Origin of the sequence: Marinibactrum halimedae (assembly GCF_021234875.1) — a bacterium.
GTDB lineage: Bacteria > Pseudomonadota > Gammaproteobacteria > Pseudomonadales > Cellvibrionaceae > Marinibactrum > Marinibactrum halimedae.
The window spans coordinates 125467-146775 of sequence record NZ_JAJQVM010000005.1 but is presented as its reverse complement, the minus strand read 5'-3'; the positions used below and the strand labels follow the sequence as shown (position 1 = coordinate 146775).

The following is a 21309-nucleotide window of genomic DNA, read 5'->3' as shown; positions in this document are numbered from 1 at the left end:
GCGCAGTTAAAACATACGAGAACGATCTTTGTCGTCTTCCTGAATACTCAATTCTTTTGCCGCATTATTCAGATAATCCGCATCCGTTTCCGATGCCAATTTAATCATCAAACGTAAATCATTCGGTGAGTCGGCATGGGAAATAGCATCTTCATACGTAATTTCACCATTATCATACAGTTCATACAGTGCCTGATCGAAGGTCTGCATCCCCAGCTCGTTCGATTTCTTCATCAACTCTTTCAAGTCAGACACTTCACCTTTTCGAATCAAATCCGACGCCAACGGCGAGTTTAATAACACTTCCAAACACGCTCGGCGCCCTGTGCCATCTGGGGTAGGAATCAATTGTTGTGCGACAATTGCGCGCAGATTCAAAGATAAATCCATCCAAAGCTGGCTGTGTCGATCCGCTGGGAAGAAGTGAATAATCCGATCCAACGCTTGGTTCGCGTTGTTTGCATGAAGGGTACACAGGCATAAATGCCCCGTTTCAGCAAAGGCAATAGCGTGTTCCATGGTTTCACGGGAACGCACCTCACCAATCAAAATCACATCAGGTGCTTGCCGCAATGTATTTTTCAACGCCACTTCAAACGATTCGGTATCCAACCCCACTTCTCGTTGAGTCACAATACAACCCTGATGCTGATGGATAAATTCAATCGGATCTTCAATGGAAATGATATGGCCTTTGGAGTTGCGGTTACGATGACCAATCATGGAGGCCAACGAGGTCGATTTACCCGTACCTGTTGCCCCCACAAAAATAATTAACCCACGCTTGGTCATGGCCAGTTCTTTGACAATTTCCGGTAATCCTAAATCGTCAATACGAGGAATATTGGTCTCGATACGACGCAACACCATGCCCGCCAAATTACGCTGATAAAACGCAGAGCAACGAAATCGTCCAACACCACGAGCACTTACCGCAAAGTTAAGTTCTTTTTTCTCGATAAACTCCAAGCGTTGCTTTTCGTTCATCACACTCAGTACTAGTTCTCGTGTTTTCTCTGGCGACAAGGGGGTTGTGGTCACCGGTGTGACCTTCCCGTGCAGTTTGACCGAAGGCGGTACACCAGCGGTGATGAATAAATCAGACGCGCCTTTTTCCACCATTAAGGAGAGTAATCGGTCGAAGTCCATGGGTAACTCCAAGAGTAAAAGTTAAAAACAATAATTTAGCGCTATCACTAATACGCCACTGTAATACATACGCCACTGCGCTACTAATTCACCACACCCAACAAAACACTGGCCAGCTTGGCTTAGAAACGGATGTTTAGAAGTTTTCTGGAGACCTTGCTTTTTCTCGTGCTGCTTCACGCGACACAACACGACGCGCCACCAAATCGGTTAAACACTGATCCATCGTCTGCATCCCGATGGATCCACCGGTTTGAATCGCGGAGTACATCTGCGCCACTTTATCTTCACGAATCAAATTTCGAATCGCCGGTGTACCACGCATGATTTCATGAGCCGCCACACGCCCGCCACCCACTTTTTTCAACAATGTTTGTGAAATCACCGCCTGCAATGATTCCGATAACATAGAGCGCACCATCGCTTTTTCATTTGCCGGGAAAACATCCACAATACGGTCAATGGTTTTTGCCGCTGAGGTCGTATGCAAGGTGCCGAAGACCAAGTGGCCAGTTTCCGCCGCCGTTAATGCCAAACGAATGGTTTCCAAATCACGCATCTCACCCACAAGAATAATGTCCGGGTCTTCCCGCAAAGCGGAGCGTAATGCTTCGGCAAAACCGTGAGTATCGCGATGAACCTCCCGCTGATTTACCAAACATTTTTTCGATTCGTGAACAAATTCGATGGGGTCTTCAATGGTTAAAATATGCTCGTATTTATTGTTATTGATGTAATCCATCATGGCGGCCAAGGTAGTTGATTTACCCGACCCGGTTGGGCCCGTCACCAAAACCAAACCACGTGGCACAGCGACAATATCGCGGAATACTTGCCCCATTCCCAACTCTTCCATCGTTAATACTTTAGAGGGAATCGTACGGAAAACAGCGCCAGAACCTCGGTTTTGGTTAAACGCATTCACACGGAAGCGAGCAACGCCCGGAACCTCAAAGGAAAAGTCCGTTTCTAAAAACTCTTCGTAATCTTTGCGTTGCTTGTCATTCATGATGTCATAAATCAGTGAATGTACTTGTTTATGCTCCAAGGGCGGAAGATTAATCCGGCGGACGTCACCATCCACTCGAATCATCGGCGGTAACCCCGCAGATAGATGCAAATCCGACGCCCCTTGCTTCGCACTAAACGCCAATAATTCCGTGATATCCATAGACGACCTTATTCTTATGAGTGTAGGGTTTTGAAATTATGATAGACCGTGCGGTTTTGCGTAATAGCCCTACCGCAAACGTTTAAAGAGTTAACGTTTATAGATTGATTGTCAGTATGATTGTGATTCACTGGCAGAACCTTCAAAACATCTTAAGTATATGCAGAACCTTCAAGACAACCTAATTCAAGCGCATCAACTGCAACAGAATTTAAGCTCTGTGGAACATCGCATCCAGCAGGCTGTTGAGGCTTTTCACCAACCGTCGCCTTTACTATTAGCGGTGAGTAAAACCCGGACCAGCCAGCAAATACGAGAATTGGCCAATTTAGGCGTCCAACATTTCGGCGAAAATTATCTACAAGAAGCCTTGGCAAAACAGGCAGATCTCACAGACCTTCCCATCACGTGGCACTTTATTGGGCCGATACAGGCGAATAAAACGCGTGCTATTGCCGAAAACTTTGACTGGGCTCACAGTATAGACAGATTAAAAATTGCGGAAAGACTTAATAATCAAACTCATAGATCCAAGAGAATGAATATATGTTTGCAAATTAACCTGGATAATGAGGATACAAAATCTGGCATCATACCAACCGATGCCATTGAGTTAGCTCGGCACGTTGCAACGATGCCCAACTTGATACTCCGTGGCCTCATGGCCATACCAGCTCCGCGAACCAACATAGCAGAGCAACGGGAGGGGTTTCACCAACTCTCCATGCTGATGTCAAAATTAAAAACGGCGATTCCACAATGCCCATGGGATACCCTCTCCATGGGAATGTCGAAAGACTTAGAAGCGGCGATTGCCGAAGGCAGCACGATTGTTCGTGTAGGTACAGACCTTTTTGGACCAAGGCAATAGGATCATAACCGTAAATAAGGCCATAACCGTAAAGAAGCTAGAGCATCAAAGCTGTAAAAAATCGAATTCATCCCCATATTGCTACGTAGCTGGTGCCTAACAACTCAGCACCCGGCAGCTCAAGTCTGAAAAAGAACTATTAACATTCGCTGGCATAAAACAAGGGCATCCAATGAAAAGTACCATTGCGTTTATCGGCGCGGGCAATATGGCCACCGCCATTATTGGCGGCCTACTGGCTGAAGGCATCGCACCTGAATTATTGATTGCCAGCGACCCCAATACTGATGCCCTTGCACACCTAAGCGATGAATACGGTATACGCACCTACGAAAACAACGACGAAGCCGCTCGCCAAGCGGATGTTATTGTTTTGGCCGTAAAGCCACAGATTATGCAAGCGGTACTCGAACCCTTAGCCGCCGTGATCACTCACAACCCATTGATCATCTCTATCGCCGCTGGAATAGAATCCGCCAGCCTTTCCCATTGGCTAGGTGAACAACATGCCATTGTCCGCTGTATGCCCAACACCCCTGCCATGGTACGAGAAGGGGCCTCTGGGTTGTTTGCTAACGCCAATACCAGCGACTCCCAAAGAGCACTTGCCGAACACATATTAAGTGCCGTAGGCAAAGTCGCCTGGGTCGAGGACGAACACCAAATGCATGCGATCACCGCAATTTCTGGAAGCGCACCTGCCTACTTTTTCCTGCTCATGGAAGCTATGATTGAAAGCGGAATGAAACAAGGGCTCAGTGAAGATGTCGCCAAAGACTTGGCTCTACAAACCGCCTTGGGCGCCGCCAGCCTGGCAAGCAACAGTGACATCACCCCCAGCGAACTCCGGCGCCGTGTAACCTCACCCAATGGAACAACCGAAGCCGCCCTAAATACACTGACCGAATGCGACTTCAAAAACACCGTACACTTGGCCATGAAAGCCTGCGCAGAGCGCTCAGAAGCATTGGGCAAAACACTCAAAGACTGATTAATCACCGACTAATTTTACCTATCCACTTATTAAGAAAAACCGGGGGAATACATGGGGCCGCTTGCACAAATCAGTACGCTGGTGATCCAAACATTAGCATCGCTGTTTTTGTTTATTATTGTGATTCGATTTCTATTGCAGTTGGTTAGAGCAGACTTCTATAACCCCATTTCCCAAGGTGTGGTGAAAGCCACCAACCCCGTATTGATTCCTTTAAGGCGCATTATTCCAGGCTTATTTGGTATTGATTTAGCGGCCATTGTGCTAGCCATATTGGTGAGCGTGGTTGCAGTCGAACTGAATGCATTGGCAATCGGCTTTGGCATGATCAACCCTGCCACCGTTTTAGTGTGGTCAATCATCGGTCTGATATCACTTATATCAACCATATTCTTTTGGGGATTGATCATTATGATCATCTCAAGCTTTATTGCCCCAATGAGTAATCATCCTGCACTGAGCTTATTACGTCAGCTGCTTGAACCCATCATGGCACCGTTTCGCAAGCTGATTCCTCCGATGGGCGGTTTTGATTTAAGCCCTATCCTGGTTTTTTTGGTGATTAATGTCGTGAATGTACTTATTCATCACTTTGCCGCATTGGCAGGGCTGAGTAATTCCGCCGCACAACTGGTGCCGGGCATTTAATGAAATGACTTTTTTGAATCATCCAATTGCCTTAGCCAACTGAGTTACCCAAGGCTTCGCCATCAACTATATTTTGAGCAACAGATAACATCCACTTTAATGATTTTTAGTTATATTTAAAATGACTAGCCGATAGGTGGCCGCTATATACGCTTTCGAAGAGAAATTTGCTAACCTGTAAAATTCTGACACTTTTACCTGGATAATCTATGGACTTGAGATCGCTCCAACGACAATTAGCTGGGTACGAACAGCACCGGAAAGATCTCTCCAGCAAACTGCTCGCGTTTGAGCGTTGGCACTTTGAAAGCGAATTTCACAATCCAGAAGTCAGCCAAGTCATTCAACGAGCACTGACCATGCTCCAAAATCACACGCTCACCACCGTCATCGTTGGGGAGTTTTCTCGCGGGAAAACCGAGCTGATTAACGCATTGCTTTTTCCCGAATACCATTGCCGCCTCTTACCCTCGCGACCCAGCCGCACCACCATGTGCGCCACAGAAATTGGTTTTGATCAAGAAGTCCCAAGCAACACGTTACAACTATTGCCCATCGAAACCCGACGCGGAGCCACCAGCCTCAATGCCTTCAAGCGCATCCCTAAGCACTGGGTCACCATCCACTTTGATGCCACAAGCCCCGCTTCCGTTCAGGATGCTGTAGGCCGAATTGCCGACTGCAAATACGTCAGCGAAAGTGAAGCCCGAGCCTTAGGCTTTAACTGCTCGATGCTCAATCGTCACCCCCAAGATATCCACAAAGTGGAAATTCCCGCATGGCGATTTGCTAAAATTAATTTGAATCACCCCTTATTTGAGCTGGGCCTCAAGCTCATTGACACTCCGGGGCTCAACGCACTGGGCAATGAACCAGAACTGACATTAAGCACACTTCCCGAGGCTCAAGCAGTAGTCTTTATGCTATCGGCTGATGCCCCCATCAGCGCCACCGACAAAGCCACTTGGCGAGATTACATCAGCTCTGAAGACAACAGTAAAATCCTCGTTGTCCTGAATAAAATTGACAGCCTATGGGAAGACTTAAGCAGTGACGCCGCGATTGAAGCGAGCATTCAAACCGTGCGCACAACCACCGCGCTCACCTTTGGTTTATCGCTGCAACAGGTGATGCCGGTATCAGCCAAACAAGCCATATTAGCCAAAGCATCTAACGATAAAGCTCGGCTCAAAAGGAGCGCCTTTGGCGAATTTGAAAGCGTCTTAACCGAACAGCTTGTGCAAAAACACAAAACCCTGTGTAAACATGCGTTGATTGAAGACGCCATCGCTCTGATTCACCAAACCAGAGATCAGCTTTCCAAGCGGTTATTCGAACAAGACTCCCTGTTGGCCTCTTTACAACAAGAGCCCGAAGAAACGAACCAGCAAAGCCTGGAAGAAATTCGAGCGAATATAAAACACCTTCATCGTAAAGTGCACCAGGAAGCTTTGCTGCTCAAATCCTATCAACGATTACTCAATCGACAATTCACCTCATTAAGTGAAGTATTTGATCATAAACAGCAGGATAAAGTTTTTAATTGCCTACAAAATGCCGCATCCGACCCCGAGAGTTTTTTACGTACCGGACTTCACGCTTGCTTTGCCCAGATTCACCTGAACCTACAAAAGTTAGCCGCCGAAGCAACCCACGCCAATCGATTGCTGGCAGACATTTATCAGCGCCCCAAAAATCCGCCAGAACGTGCATTATTGAAAAGTCGTCTACTCAAATTAGGTCGCCGCCAACGTCAGTTTTTGGAAATCAAACATCGAAGTGAACACTATCTTGAGCACCTGTTAGAGACATCTTCTGTTGAAGAGAGCATCGTGAGGCACTTTTTATTGAGCGTGAGCCAAGAAGTCCGACATTTTATTATTGACCTCAATGACGGGTTAGAGACTTGGTATAAACAAGCCCTAACCCCACTGGCTTACCCTAACTACTATCAAAAACAGCTATTGCAAAAAGAATTGCTGAATCTCTCTCGCGTCGCCAAAACCGAAAACCCCCGTCAAGAACAAGCACGTACAATGCGACTGGAAATCAGTCACCAAGAAGGCGCATTGCACACCCTAAATGCTTTAATTCGAGATATCGACACCCTGGAGCTGGTTTCCAAACCCAATGACAACGTTCTGCCATTAACCATGGCACGATCAACTCCGGAGAAAAAAGCCGCGAAAGGCTAGCTCTCATTACCCTCAAAACCGTCCAGTAATGTTGGAATACTTGCGCATAGCAAAATAGCTGAATAGACTTTCGCGTCCGCTAAAGAGTCGTATTGTTATGCCCAATTCTCCATCCAACGACGTTGATGCCCCTCCTGTAACGGAGCAACCCTGCCGCTTTCCAGACGATAGCGTTGGCTTAGTGACCCCCCAAATTCATCACTTTACCAACCCGCTATTGCTTACCTGTGGACAAACACTCTCTGAATTTACGCTTATTTATGAGACCTATGGCAGATTAAACGCGGACGCCAGTAATGCCATATTGATTTGTCACGCCCTTTCAGGTCACCACCACGCAGCGGGCTTCCATGATCAAAACGACAAGAAGCCGGGCTGGTGGGATCAATATATTGGCCCTGGTAAACCCATCGATACCAATCGATTTTTTGTCGTGAGCCTCAATAACCTAGGCGGTTGTCACGGTTCTACCGGCCCCACCAGCATTAACCCAGATACCGGTGAGCCTTGGGGATCTGGGTTCCCGCTTCTGCGAGTGAGAGATTGGGTAAATAGCCAGGCACGTTTGGCCGATACCTTGGGCATTCAGTGCTGGGCAGCCGTGATTGGAGGCAGTTTGGGGGGCATGCAAGCGATGCGCTGGTCATTAGAGTACCCAGATCGAGTACGCCACTGTATTGTGATTGCCTCTTCCATGAAACTCACCGCCCAAAACATCGCCTTTAATGAAGCGGCACGCAGCGCCATCACTTCAGACCCGGAGTTCTTCGGTGGCGACTATCTCAAGCACCACACCTATCCCAAAGGTGGGCTATCCGTTGCACGTATGATCGGCCATATTACCTATTTGTCGGGCGACGGTATGGGAAATAAATTTGGTCGAGAATTAAAAAGCGGCAGCTTTAAGCAAGGCGACAATGAGCCGGTAGAATTTCAGATTGAAAGCTACCTGCGCTACCAGGGCGCGAATTTTTCCAAGAGTTTTGATGCCAACACTTATATTTTGATGACTAAAGCACTGGATTACTTCGACTTAAGCCGAGAGTACAACGACAACCCCGTCACTGCCTTCGAGCAATCCACATGCAACTTTTTGGTAATCTCCTTTTCAAGCGATTGGCGCTTTTCGCCAGAACGTTCTCGGGAAATCGTCAACGCACTTATCGCTGCCAAGCGCCCCGTCAGTTATGCCGAAATCGATTCTCAGTATGGTCACGATGCGTTTTTATTGCCCAATGAGCGATATCAAACCGTTTTTTCCCAGTACCTCAACAATATCGACATTGGCACGGCGTCCAAGCCTAAAACAGGAGGCTGAGCTCATGCGCATTGATTTTCAAGTCATTCAACAATGGATCAAACCCGGCAGCCACGTTCTGGATTTAGGCTGTGGTGATGGCACACTGTTAAAACTCTTATCAGACACCAAACAGGTTAGCGGGTATGGCTTGGAGATTGATGCCAAAGAAATCGCCAGCTGCGTTGAAAAGGGAGTAAATGTCATTGATTACAATCTGGATCAACGCCACTTAGATGAATTCAATGATCAAAGCTTTGATACCGTGATCATGACCCAAGCACTGCAAACCATGCGCTACCCGGATAAACTCGTTGAAGAAATGTTGCGTATTGGCAAGGAATGTATCGTGACGTTTCCCAACTTTGGTCACTGGAAAGCCCGTTTACACCTTGGGCTCAGCGGTGTCATGCCAGTGTCTGATTTACTGCCTTACGAGTGGTATAACACGCCAAACATTCACTTTTGTACCTTTAAAGACTTTGAAGTCTTGTGTAAAGAGCGCAATATCACCATAAAACAGCGGCTGGTCGTCACTCAAAATCCACTGGACAAAGCAGGGGCTACCTTCTTGCCCAACCTTTTCGGTGATACCGCCATTTACCACCTAGGCTAATGCCCCAGGTTAACTTAGCCAAATGAGGTGACCCATGTTGACTCAACTGCATCAATTTTTTCCTGCCTTACTCATGAGCTTATTGGCTCTGTTTTTCACGCTATCGTCAATGACTTCAAATGCTCAAGAGAATATCTCCATTACCGAAGATGGCTATCGTATTTTTTACAGCGTGTTTAACAGCAGTTTCATCCCGCCTGACATTGCAAGCACTTATAAACTGATTCGCGGGAAAGATCGCGCACTGGTTAATATTGTGGTAACCAAAGACGGCGAAGAAACACAAACACTTGGACTACCCGCCAACTTGAAAGGCGAAGCACGCAACTTGATGCAACAAGCGCAAAAACTGAAATTCCAGCGCATTAATGAGCAAAACACCACGTACTATCTGGCCCCAATACGGTTCACTAATGAAGAAGTCATGAACTTTTTTATCACTGTTACGCCAGAAGGCAGTGACTCACCCATCAAATTGAAATTTTCGAAGAAGCTCTATGTCGACCGCCATTAAGCCACAATCCATTGTCCTCGCCAGCGGCAACGCTGGAAAAATTCGTGAATTTCAGCAATTGTTGGGGGAGTACCATATCTCGATCAAACCGCAAAGCGAGTTTAACGTGCCCAGTGTGGATGAAACCGGGCTCACCTTTGTGGAAAATGCGATTTTAAAAGCGCGCCATGCCTGTGAGCATACCGGGCTTGCCGCCATCGCTGATGACTCTGGCCTTGCTGTGGATGCCCTAAATGGGGCTCCGGGCATTTATTCTGCCCGGTATTCCGAATCCGGTAACGATGCCGATAACAACGCAAAGCTGATTACCGCCTTGGCCGATATTCCTGAAGCCAAGCGAGGGGCACGTTTTATCTGCGCCTTAGCGTTTATGCGTCACGCCGAAGACCCGACCCCTATTTTGGCCATTGGCCAATGGTATGGCCGCATTCTAGAAGCCCCTTGTGGGGAAAACGGTTTTGGCTACGACCCTCTTTTTTACGTTCCCACCCACCATTGTGCCAGCGCACAGTTAGACAAAGCAGAGAAGAACGCCATCAGCCACAGAGGTATGGCCATGTCTCAACTGTTAGACGGTATGCGTAACGCCCAAATCATTCGCTGATTGAACGATAAATTAAAGAGAAGATAATGCTTTCCCTTCCGCCACTGAGCCTTTATGTACACATTCCGTGGTGTGTTCGCAAATGCCCTTACTGTGACTTTAACTCCCACGCGTTTGGTAACACCTTGCCAGAAGAAGAGTATGTTGCCGCGCTTCGACGAGATTTACTCTCGGAAAAAATCAACGCATACCATCGCCCGATCGAATCCATTTTCTTTGGCGGTGGCACGCCCAGTTTGTTTTCTGGGAAGGCCATCGGCGCGATTTTAGACGCCGCTGATGACATCATTGGCATCGCTAAAGACGCTGAGATCACCCTAGAGGCCAACCCAGGCACGGTAGAGCAACAAAAGTTTTCTGACTTCTTCACCGCCGGAGTCAATCGACTTTCTATTGGTGTGCAATCGTTCCAATCAGAACAATTAACGGCATTAGGGCGTATTCATACAAGCCAGGAAGCCAGCAACGCCGTAAAAAGTGCACGCACAGCAGGTATTGAAAACATTAATATCGACCTGATGCATGGCCTCCCTAATCAATCCCTTGATGATGCTTTAGCAGACTTAACCCAAGCACTGTCGTTAGAGCCAACCCACTTGAGTTGGTACCAGCTCACCATTGAGCCCAATACCGAGTTTTACAGCGCACCGCCCATTCTACCCGCTGATGATACCCTGGCGGATATTCAAGACGCTGGACACGATCTCCTCGACAACGCCGGTTTTGCGCAATATGAGGTATCTGCCTACGCTTCACCCAATAACCGTTGTCGCCATAACCTGAACTATTGGCAATTTGGGGATTATCTCGGCATTGGTGCAGGTGCACACGGCAAAGTCACTCACCTCAACTCAGATAGTTCGTACCCCAACGATACTATTGAGCGTCGCTGGAAAACACGACAACCCGCCAAGTACTTGGAACGAGACTCTGATTTCTGCGCAGGGAAAAAAACCATTGTGGCCGATGCACTTCCCCTTGAGTTTTTCATGAATACACTGCGACTCAATGAGGGGGTCGAACGAGATTTGTTCCCTGCACGTACAGGGCTGCAAGAAGACCAAATCATCTCTGTGATTCGCACACTCACAGAAAAAACTTTATTAAAAGAAGATGCACAACGCTATTGCACCACCCCCCTTGGCCACCGTTTTCTCAATCACGTACTAGCCATGTTTGAGGCCAACGAACACCTTTCAGCGCCTGAATAATAAACCTTCGACGCAAAAACATTGGGCTGACAACAGTAATTATCCCAATGACACACGATTTTCGGTGAATAATTGCTTTTATTTGGCACTAGCCGAACGAATGCTCATAATTGATTCGTCATACATTGGGATACTGCTACACTTGATACAACATCAATGGGCAAATGTGGTGCAAATTAAACACCCAACCAAGCGAACGTTTTCTCACAGTGAATAATCTCTCGCCTAGATGAAACCCAATGGCTCAAGCGAGAGACGGTTCGTCGTGAGTATGTTTTTTGTATGGCATAAGATATGCTGCAACTTTAGTAATTTATTAATATAAATTTTTTATTGATTGAAACGTACTGCCGATAAGCTCGGATTGGCGTTATTGTTATTATTTGACACCATCAAATGACGCATCAATACGTTTGCAAAAAAATCAGTTTATAAAAGAATGAATTCAACAATAAATGCTTCGCGCCTCTATTCCTGCCAGATCAATTATACCGGCGCGAGCGAAGACACTCACCCACCACATAATTTATGACAGACAGAGTTGATCAATAATGCTCGACATTATTCGATACAGTCGCAACAACCCTATTGCCACCAAGCTAATGGGGTTGATTCTTATCACCAGCTCATTAATTACATTACTGGCCATTCTTATCCAGTTGTATCTGAGCTTTCATGATGATGTTGCCTCTCTCGAAAAACGTCTTGATCAGGTGCGTATCAGTACTCTCCCGAGCATCACAAAAAGTTTATGGGGCTTTGACGAAGAACAACTGAACGTACAAATACACAGTTTACTGGAAGTAGAGGACGTGGTGCAGGTGACGGTGGTTTGGCGTGACTGGAATAACCGCGAACAGGCCATGAGCGCCACCCCACAAGATGCTGAAACAGAAATTTTAGGCAACCAAGGTAACACCCTTACCAAAGAATACCCTCTCATCTACAGTGACCAAACCTCAGAACCCCAAGAGCTGGGCACACTTTTCGTTTCCGCCAGCCTCGACAGTGTTTATACCAAAATGTGGGAGAGAGCATCTTACATTGTGGCATTACAGGGCAGTAAAACATTGGCCATCGCTCTATTTATTTTGTGGCTAGTACGCTCTATGTTGACCCGGCATATGGTAACCATCGCCCAGTACGCTCGAAGGCTTACTCTCGACAACCTCGAAACGCCACTCAAACTGCACAACAAGCGCTTACACACAACCAACCCAGACGAACTCGATAATGTGGTCATGGCATTTAACCAAATGCGCGAAACACTCCTAGACGACATTGAACAACGCCGAGTCATTGAGAACGCCTTACTAACAGAGAAACAAGAAAAGCTGGAATCAAGACGTCAGAAAGTGGCAGCGGAAACAGCCAACAGAGCTAAAAGCCAGTTTTTGGCCACCATGAGCCATGAAATTCGAACCCCAATGAACGGGGTAATCGGTATGGTGGAATTACTTCGCGACACCGAGCTTAACGAGAACCAACGTCACTATCTCGATGTTATCCACCGCTCGGGCATCAGCTTGCTGGACATCATTAACGATGTGTTGGATTACTCCAAAATCGAAGCCGGCAAAATGGAGCTCGAAACCACCGAGTTCAATGTCGACTTACTCATTGAAGACTGTGTGCAATTGTTTGGAGCCACTGCCAACAAACGTAATATCGAACTCATCGGCAATGTCGCCCCCGGTACACCACTCTATTTAGTGGGGGATCCTACCCGATTACGCCAACTGATCATCAACCTATTAGGCAATGCCTTCAAATTCACTAAAGATGGCCATGTCGTTTTAGAAGCCAAGCTCGACAGTGCCGATAACGGCAGCGAAGTCTTGTTGTTATTCAGTGTCACCGACAGCGGTATTGGCATCTCCACTGATGCCCAAGAAAACCTTTTCGAATCCTTCAGTCAAGCAGACAGCTCTACCACGCGTAAATATGGCGGAACCGGTTTAGGACTCGCCATTTGTAAACGTCTTGCTGAAATGATGGGCGGTGAAATTGGTGTAGAAAGTATTGAAGGTGAAGGCTCAACATTTTGGTTCACCTCTCGGTTTCATCGAGTGGATAGACCAATTACACAAAAAGCGGAAGATGCGGCCAATGAGCTGCGCGGCAAGTCCATTCTCATCGTGGAAGACAACACTTTCCTCACTCGGGTATTGCAGGTGCAATGTGAAAGTTGGGGCATGATGGTTCAAACCTCCGCCAGCGGACACGAGTCCCACATGCTCTTGCAAGACCAAATGGACACCGATAAACCTTACGACTTTATCGCCATTGATTATGAACTGCCAGACATCAACGGTTACCAACTAGCGAAAAAATTTGCTGTCGAACTTACCCAACATAAAGATGTACACATGTTTATGTTCACGGGGGCGGAAGCCAATTACGACAATGAGCAACTCACCAGTGCACGCATTGAGTCTTGGATGCGCAAACCGGTGTCCCCACAACGCTTTAAATCCAAACTACTCGAGTTACTCCACGGCACCCACACTAAACGCAAACCAGTTCTGGACTTGGATGAGGCTAACCTCATGCATTACACCAAACTACGTGTTTTAGTGGCCGAAGATAACAGTGTTAACCGCATGGTAATTCGCGGCCTACTGAATAAAATGGGAATCGAACCTGAAATTGTAGAGAACGGGCTGGAGGCGTTTAATAGCGTCACCAACTCTGGCAAACAATTCGATTTAGTCTTAATGGATTGTGAAATGCCGGAAATGGACGGCTTCGAAGCCACCCGAAATATCAGGGAATACGAGCGCACCCATAGTGTCACTGCCTCTAACATCGTGGCACTGACAGCTCATGCGCTGGAAGAACACCGAGAAGCCGTATTCGAATGTGGTATGAATTATTATCTGTGCAAACCCGTCACCATGAAATCATTGGTGGAGGCGATACAAAAGATGGGGTTAATTCAAAGCCCAGAGAAAGTTCTCGGGTGAACAACTGAGTTGAGGCACCAAGTAGTCTGATGTGGCCCTGAAACACCAACAAAAACCATGACCACACAGTTTCCATTCCCGTCACAAACTCTTAACATTACCGCCACAGACTAGCCGCAGATCTTCCAATAGAAGCCAGCCTCGCGGTGCCTTCCTGTCGCGGTATCTACAGACATCACCTAAGGTTTTACCATGCCCAACGACCTGTCCGTTTCCACTGAAAAACCCTCTCTCGATAACCCGGAGTTTTACATTAACCGGGAGCTAAGCCACCTAACATTTAATCAACGCGTTCTGGAGCAAGCGCTCAATACCGAGCACCCTCTACTGGAACGCCTGCGATTTCTATTGATCTTCAGCTCCAATATTGACGAATTCTTTGAAATTCGAGTTGCGGGCTTGATGGATCGCATCGACCTAGAGCGACAAAACATCGGGTTAGACGGCCTCACACCGGAGCAAGCCCTCAAACACATTGCAGAGACTTGCCACCCCTTAGTGGAAAAGCAATACCATATTTTAAACACCATGCTGATCCCTGAGCTGCAAGAACAGGGCGTACACTTTTTACGCCGCAGCGAGTGGACACCGGCCCTACAGAAATGGGTGGAAGAATATTTTCTCTCCGACATCCTTCCCGTATCGAGCCCCATTGGACTAGACCCTGCGCACCCTTTTCCGTTACTGGTAAACAAAAGCTTGAATTTTATTGTCTCCCTTGAAGGGAAAGACGCCTTTGGTCGTGAAACTGGCATGGCCATCGTACCGGCCCCCCGCTCTTTAGACCGGGTCATTCAACTCCCAGACCACCTCAGCGATGGCACTTACAGCTTTGTCTTTTTATCGTCCATGATTCATGCCCACGTGGATAAATTATTCCCCGGCATGACCGTCAAAGGCTGTTATCAGTTCCGAGTCACTCGCAATGCCGATTTAGATGTGGATATGGAAGGCGTCGCCGATTTGGCCATCGCCTTAAAAGGGGAGCTAGCGTCCCGACGGTTTGGCCGTGCAGTTCGTTTGGAAGTGGCAGACGATTGCCCCGAGCCACTGATTGACTTCTTACTGAAAGAAACACAACTGACTGAAGCTCATCTGTATCAGGTTCAAGGGCCCGTCAACCTAAAACGCCTAATGCGTGTACCCAGCATGGTAGACCGACCAGACTTGCTTTACCCCTCGTTTAATCCAGGCATTCCCCGCGCACTGGGCAAGAAAAGCGATATGTTCAGTGCCATTGCCAAACGCGATTACTTGCTTCTACACCCGTTTGAATCGTTTAAGCCTGTGGTGCAATTACTACGACAAGCCGCCATCGACCCCAATGTCATGGCCATCAAACAAACCTTGTATCGCACAGGAGACAACTCACCTGTCGTCCAAGCACTGTTAGAAGCCGCTCGCAACGGTAAAGAAGTCACTGCCGTCGTGGAATTACGCGCCCGCTTTGACGAAGCAGAAAACCTAGAATTAGCCGCCGAACTTCAAGCCGCCGGGGCCGTCGTGGTCTACGGTGTGGTGGGCTATAAAACACATTCGAAAATGATCCTGGTGGTTCGGCGCGAAAATGATCAGCTCAAGCGGTATGCACACTTAGGGACTGGGAATTACCACGCCGACACCGCTCGGCTGTACACAGACTACTCCTTGCTCACCGCAGACGAAAACATCTGTGCTGACGTTCATAAAGTCTTCCAACAACTCACTGGTATGGGGAAAACAGAGCGCATCCGCCGTGTATTGAATGCTCCTTTTACCCTAAAAACAGGGCTGATACGACTGATTCAACGGGAGATTGATGCGGTAGAATCCGGGCAACCCGGACGCGTCATCATGAAAGCCAATGGCCTAACTGAACCCGATGTGATTCATGCGCTGTATCGAGCCTCTCAAGCGGGAGTTAAAGTTGACCTCATCATTCGAGGTATGTGCTGCCTGCGTCCCGGCATTCCGGGTGTTTCCGATAATATTAGAGTCAAATCCATTGTTGGGCGCTTCCTAGAACACACTCGCGTGTACTATTTCGCCAACAGCACACCGAATGTCTATTGCGGCTCTGCCGACCTCATGGAAAGAAACCTCAATCGTCGTGTTGAAGTGTGCTTTCCCATTGAGTCACCCAAACTCACCAAGCGCGTACTGCAAGACTTAGAAATGTACTTAGATGACAACAACCAAAGTTGGACGCTCACCTCCAGCGGTGAATACGAAGCCCCCCCGAACAGTAAACTCAATGAAGGAGTACAAAGTTTACTACTGGAATCCTTGAGAGATTAACCCGCTCATCACATGGAGAGGGCTTCTCAATTTAAAGCCCTCTCCATAATTTATGCTTGAATTTATCCAATATCGCCCAAACGATATAGCCAAGCATTTTGCTCGACAGTGACCAATCCTCACTGAGGTGAAAAGCGTTTGGCCTAATCCTTGTTCTCAGCCAGCGCAATCCTTATTATGCCGAGCAAAAGAACAGCAGCGACTGTAAACCGAAAAAACGGAGATGCAACTTATGAGTGATGCCATCGTACAAGTAACCGACGCTAGTTTCGAAACTGATGTTCTGGGTGAATCCCTGCCAGTATTGGTTGACTTTTGGGCGGCCTGGTGTGGCCCCTGTAAAATGATTGCGCCGGTGTTGGATGAGTTGGCCGACCAGTACAAAGATAAAGTAAAAATCTGCAAAATGGACGTAGACGCCAACAAGGACACCCCAGCAAAATACGCGATTCGTGGTATTCCTACGTTGATGATTTTTAAAGATGGTAATTTGGAAGCAACCAAAGTGGGTGCACTTTCAAAAACCCAACTGATTGAATTTTTGGACTCAGCGGTTTAGCCCAATTTTACAGCCTAACGTAAATAGGCCATCCATCCGCTCAACCTGTGTCCTTCCATCATACTTAATCACCAGGCGTTTTGATTGAAAATCAACCAGATGGTTAAGTGTGGTGAAACCCGGTTTTAATAGCCAACTGACTCAGGCTAATGGGCCGATAGGCCCATACATAAATCACTATTGAAAAAAACTGTACTGAATTTGCTTTTTGTATTTTGCACTCCAAAGTGATAGCCGCTATACTCGAACTATTCATTCCTGATTAATCTGCGCCCAATACCGTAACGCAATCGTTGTCGCCCATCAGTGGTCTTCTCAATGTTCCGCTCTTGCTAAGCAACACGCACGACGGTTTGAAAAAAATAACCTCGCTTTTAAACAGGAAATTGCAGCCCGAGAGTAGCAGCGTTCTCAACGTAGTTTCAGTCCCGGCTTAATTCAGCAAACTTTACCGTATTACAATTTACCGTATGACAAATAATGTCTTGTCACGTTTGTGATAAACCCTATTCAATGCATTAAGGCTTACTTCGAGTGATAGGATTCATTGCGCTGAAAACGATTAACATCAATGCTCACTTCGGCAAACCATTACAGTATTTGAACGTAATATTTAAATTTAACGATTTACACGACAACAACACTAATACACCTGTCTTCGTGTGAGATCACGACCAACAAATCACCCCACCCTTAACGACTAATCCCCTATGAACCTAACAGACCTAAAGACAAAACCTATTGAAGAACTCATTTCTATTGCAACGGAAATGGGCCTTGAAAACATCGCTCGCTCACGCAAGCAAGACATCATTTTCAATATCCTGAAACGTCATGCCAAAAGCGGTGAAGACATTTACGGCGATGGCGTATTGGAAATCCTTCAAGACGGCTTTGGATTTTTGCGCTCTGCAGACAGTTCATACCTGGCAGGCCCAGACGATATCTACGTCTCACCCAGCCAAATCAGGCGCTTTAACCTGCGCACCGGTGATACGATTGCCGGAAAAATTCGACCGCCAAAAGACGGCGAACGTTACTTCGCTTTATTAAAAGTTAACGAAATCAACTTCGACAAACCTGAAAAACTACGCAACAAAGTTCTCTTCGAAAACCTCACTCCACTCTTCCCAGACGATCGCCTTATTCTTGAAGCCGGTAATGGCTCCACCGAAGATTTAACCGGCCGTATTATCGACTTGATTGCACCGATTGGGAAAGGCCAACGCGGCTTGATTGTGGCACCGCCGAAAGCCGGTAAAACCATCATGATGCAAAACATCGCCCAGGCCATCACGCGAAATAACCCTGAGTGTCACCTGATTGTACTGCTGATAGACGAACGTCCAGAAGAAGTGACCGAAATGCAACGCTCTGTACGTGGCGAAGTGGTTGCCTCAACCTTTGATGAGCCACCGGCTCGCCATGTTCAAGTGGCGGAAATGGTTATCGAAAAAGCCAAGCGTCTCGTTGAACACAAAAAAGACGTCGTGATTCTACTGGACTCCGTAACCCGCCTAGCCCGTGCCTACAACACCGTCATTCCTTCGTCCGGCAAAGTATTAACCGGTGGTGTGGATGCTCACGCTTTGGAGCGCCCAAAACGCTTCTTCGGGGCTGCACGTAATATCGAAGAAGGCGGTAGCTTATCCATTGTCGCCACCGCACTCATCGACACTGGCTCAAAAATGGATGAAGTGATTTTTGAAGAATTTAAAGGAACGGGTAACCAAGAGTTGCACCTAGATCGAAAAATCGCCGAAAAACGCGTTTATCCTGCTATTAATGTTCGTCGCTCCGGTACTCGTCGTGAAGACCTATTAATGAAAGAAGATGAGCTGCAACGAGTTTGGATTCTTCGCAAATTATTGCACGATATGGAAGATGTCGCGGCAACCGAATTTTTGGTCGATAAACTCAAAGATCATAAAACTAATGATGAGTTTTTCTTATCGATGAAGCGTAAATAAAAAGCATCCGTTAAAACTACATTACCGTTTTTAATAGGATTCTTTTTTATATCGATATTTTTACATAACCGTTTTTTGCTTCTTTACTTTTTAGACAGTAATTTCTCTACAATAACGGTTTTCGAAATAACGATTTTGGTAAATCGGCTGCTACTGCTTAGCAGCCGATTTACGTTAGCAACGTCTGAAAACAATAATGCCTTTTCTCAAATGCTTGTCTTTGTAAAGCCACATTATTCATCCAATTTCACCTACAGCAAATGAACTCGTGACTTAAAAACCCTATTATTAGTGTGTAAAGCAGAAACCTTCATTGATCATATTTAATAAGAATAATTATAAAAAACTCTTATTTCCAAAGAATATTCAGCCCTCATTCACTTTTTGTGTCGTTATTTAACAACATTGACTAAATAGTCACAAATAAACACGCCAAATCATACTCTTCAAGCTTTTTGGCTTCTATAATCCTGCGTTCATTTCGCGCCAGGGACTACCACCCGGCAATAAAAAAATCATCGATAAAATCATTAACAAACGATGTGTAAGAGGTACTACCATGAAATTAAAAACATTTGCAGTCTGTGCTCTGTCACTTGCCACCACCCAAGCAATAGCGGCCGGATTCCAACTACAAGAACATAGCGCCGTGGGTTTAGGGCGTGCATTCGCAGGTGAGGCCGCCATGACTGACAATGCCTCTACCATTTCCCATAACCCAGCGCTTTCTGGATTTTTCAGCACATCTCAAATTTCCGCCGGTTTCAGCTACATCGACCCAGAAATCGATGTAAACGGTACGGTTTCTAACCCTACCGTCGATCAAATCGCGGGTAATCCTTCACCGGGTACTGAGCGTGAAGCCAGAGGTGAAGACATCGCACCGACTGCGGTTGTTCCTAATGCCTACTACATTCGCCCACTAAACGATCAACTGAGTTTCGGCATGATCGTTAACTCAAACTTCGGTTTAAGCACCGATTACGACGATGACTTCGCAGCACTGGACACTGCCGATTTTGCTGAAATCGTAACCGTTAACTTCAGCCCAACCCTTTCTTTCAAGCCAGATGAGAAAGTCAGTATCGGTTTTGGTATCAACATTGTTTATGGTGATGGCACCTTAGAAAACTCCTTCCCTGTTTACGAATCCACTGTTCTTTCTGGTGTAGGTGCACAAATTGGTGCCGAGCTACCGAACAATACTGTCGTAAAACTAGAAGGGGACGACTGGGGCTTTGGTTGGAATGCAGGTATCGCATTAAAGCCCACTGACGCACTAACTCTGGGCTTCAGCTACCGTAGTGAAGTTGATTTAGAGCTGGAAGGCGACGTGTCTACTGACTTGGAAAATCTTTCAAGCTTATCGGTAGTACCTGGCCTAGAAGGCTTTGCGGCATACGCACAAAGTGCCATTCTGGACGATGGCGGTACCTTAGACATTACCTTGCCAGCCGTGACTGAATTTGCCGCTGCCTACCAAGTTGGTCAATTAACCATCTCTGGTAATGCCACTTTAACTGAATGGCATGTCTTTGAAGAATTAGCGGTAACCACTGACGCAGGCTTTACTAGAGTACTTGCTGAAGAAAACTGGAATAATGCATGGCGCTATGCGATTGGTGTCGGCTATGAAGTGTCTCAGGCTTTAACCTTACGCGCAGGTTTCGCCCTAGATGAAAGCCCAGTTCCTGCAGAACATCGCTCATTGGCGATTCCTGACTCTGATCGCGAATGGTACAGCTTAGGTGCTACCTACACCATGAGCCAAAATGTCAGTTTCGATTTTGGTTATTCTTTCGTTTCAGGTGAAGACGTATTTGTCGACGCCGAAGAAACTCCTCTTCGCAACAGTTTTGAAGGAACTTCCGGTGGTGACGCTCATATTTTCGCAGCATCGGTTAACTACAGCTTCTAATTAATTTTTAAAGGCCGCAATAGCGGCCTTTATTTATTCTGGTTTGGAAAAATTATCTATCTAAATGGTAGTTTCAAAAACATAGAAGTTTCGAAAACACAGTAGTTTTGAAAATAATCAATCACTCAGTAGCTCAGCTCACATCACACCAAAGTGAATAAAATTTAACATGAAATGGCGCATTTAATTTATTAGCGCCCTTTTTACTGCCTTTACTTTCAACTCTTAAAATCCCGCTTAAATACGCTTGATCAACATAAATTCAATCTCCTACCTTTGATAAAAACATGTAATTTTTGCGCCCACGCCTCATTTTTTTTAATTAAATGTGAATAAACGTTATGGAGAA

16 protein-coding genes are annotated in these 21309 nt (G+C 46.5%); 14 read left to right on the top strand and 2 right to left on the bottom strand.

Annotation, left to right across the window (positions count from 1 at the left end):
- Positions 1-6 precede the first annotated feature (6 nt).
- Positions 7-1149, bottom strand: a complete 1143-nt coding sequence (locus LU351_RS04785; RefSeq protein ID WP_232592911.1) for a PilT/PilU family type 4a pilus ATPase — start codon at positions 1147-1149, stop codon at positions 7-9.
- Between the two features lie 136 nt (positions 1150-1285).
- Positions 1286-2320, bottom strand: a complete 1035-nt coding sequence (locus tag LU351_RS04780; RefSeq protein WP_232592910.1) for a type IV pilus twitching motility protein PilT — start codon at positions 2318-2320, stop codon at positions 1286-1288.
- Between the two features lie 160 nt (positions 2321-2480).
- Between LU351_RS04780 and LU351_RS04775 the strand changes: the two genes are divergently transcribed.
- From LU351_RS04775 to LU351_RS04710, 14 genes are all read left to right on the top strand, one after another.
- The gene (locus tag LU351_RS04775) at positions 2481-3191 is read left to right on the top strand and encodes a YggS family pyridoxal phosphate-dependent enzyme (RefSeq protein WP_232592909.1); all 711 of its coding nucleotides are present in this window, start codon (positions 2481-2483) and stop codon (positions 3189-3191) included.
- A 172-nt stretch (positions 3192-3363) separates the two neighbouring features.
- Positions 3364-4182 carry a pyrroline-5-carboxylate reductase gene (gene proC / locus LU351_RS04770; protein WP_232592908.1) on the top strand — a complete coding sequence of 273 codons (819 nt, stop codon included), beginning with the start codon at positions 3364-3366 and terminating at the stop codon, positions 4180-4182.
- A 54-nt stretch (positions 4183-4236) separates the two neighbouring features.
- Positions 4237-4833, top strand: a complete 597-nt coding sequence (locus tag LU351_RS04765; RefSeq protein ID WP_232592907.1) for a YggT family protein — start codon at positions 4237-4239, stop codon at positions 4831-4833.
- Positions 4834-5042: 209 nt separating this feature from the next.
- Positions 5043-7028, top strand: coding sequence for a dynamin family protein (locus LU351_RS04760; protein WP_232592906.1), 1986 nt, complete (start codon positions 5043-5045; stop codon positions 7026-7028).
- A gap of 97 nt (positions 7029-7125) precedes the next feature.
- Complete coding sequence (metX, locus tag LU351_RS04755) at positions 7126-8346, top strand: homoserine O-succinyltransferase MetX (protein ID WP_232592905.1); 1221 nt, start codon at positions 7126-7128, stop codon at positions 8344-8346.
- Positions 8347-8350: 4 nt separating this feature from the next.
- Positions 8351-8941: a methionine biosynthesis protein MetW gene (metW, locus tag LU351_RS04750; protein ID WP_232592904.1), complete on the top strand. Its 591-nt coding sequence runs from the start codon at positions 8351-8353 to the stop codon at positions 8939-8941.
- A 34-nt stretch (positions 8942-8975) separates the two neighbouring features.
- Positions 8976-9455 (top strand): DUF4426 domain-containing protein, encoded by a 480-nt coding sequence (locus LU351_RS04745; RefSeq protein ID WP_232592903.1) that lies wholly within the window; start codon positions 8976-8978, stop codon positions 9453-9455.
- Complete coding sequence (gene rdgB, locus LU351_RS04740) at positions 9439-10059, top strand: RdgB/HAM1 family non-canonical purine NTP pyrophosphatase (protein WP_232592902.1); 621 nt, start codon at positions 9439-9441, stop codon at positions 10057-10059. Before LU351_RS04745 ends, rdgB begins: the two co-directional genes overlap by 17 nt.
- A 26-nt stretch (positions 10060-10085) precedes the next feature.
- The gene (gene hemW / locus LU351_RS04735; RefSeq protein WP_232592901.1) at positions 10086-11270 is read left to right on the top strand and encodes a radical SAM family heme chaperone HemW; all 1185 of its coding nucleotides are present in this window, start codon (positions 10086-10088) and stop codon (positions 11268-11270) included.
- Positions 11271-11821: 551 nt separating this feature from the next.
- Positions 11822-14236 carry a response regulator gene (locus LU351_RS04730; RefSeq protein WP_232592900.1) on the top strand — a complete coding sequence of 805 codons (2415 nt, stop codon included), beginning with the start codon at positions 11822-11824 and terminating at the stop codon, positions 14234-14236.
- A gap of 192 nt (positions 14237-14428) precedes the next feature.
- The gene (ppk1, locus tag LU351_RS04725; protein ID WP_232592899.1) at positions 14429-16513 is read left to right on the top strand and encodes a polyphosphate kinase 1; all 2085 of its coding nucleotides are present in this window, start codon (positions 14429-14431) and stop codon (positions 16511-16513) included.
- Positions 16514-16745: 232 nt separating this feature from the next.
- On the top strand, positions 16746-17072 hold the full coding sequence (gene trxA / locus LU351_RS04720; RefSeq protein ID WP_232592898.1) for a thioredoxin TrxA: 327 nt from the start codon (positions 16746-16748) through the stop codon (positions 17070-17072).
- 710 nt (positions 17073-17782) lie between these two features.
- A complete protein-coding gene (gene rho / locus LU351_RS04715) occupies positions 17783-19042 on the top strand; it encodes a transcription termination factor Rho (protein WP_232592897.1) in 1260 nt (419 codons plus the stop codon).
- 559 nt (positions 19043-19601) lie between these two features.
- On the top strand, positions 19602-20960 hold the full coding sequence (locus LU351_RS04710; RefSeq protein ID WP_232592896.1) for an OmpP1/FadL family transporter: 1359 nt from the start codon (positions 19602-19604) through the stop codon (positions 20958-20960).
- Positions 20961-21309: the final 349 nt, after the last annotated feature.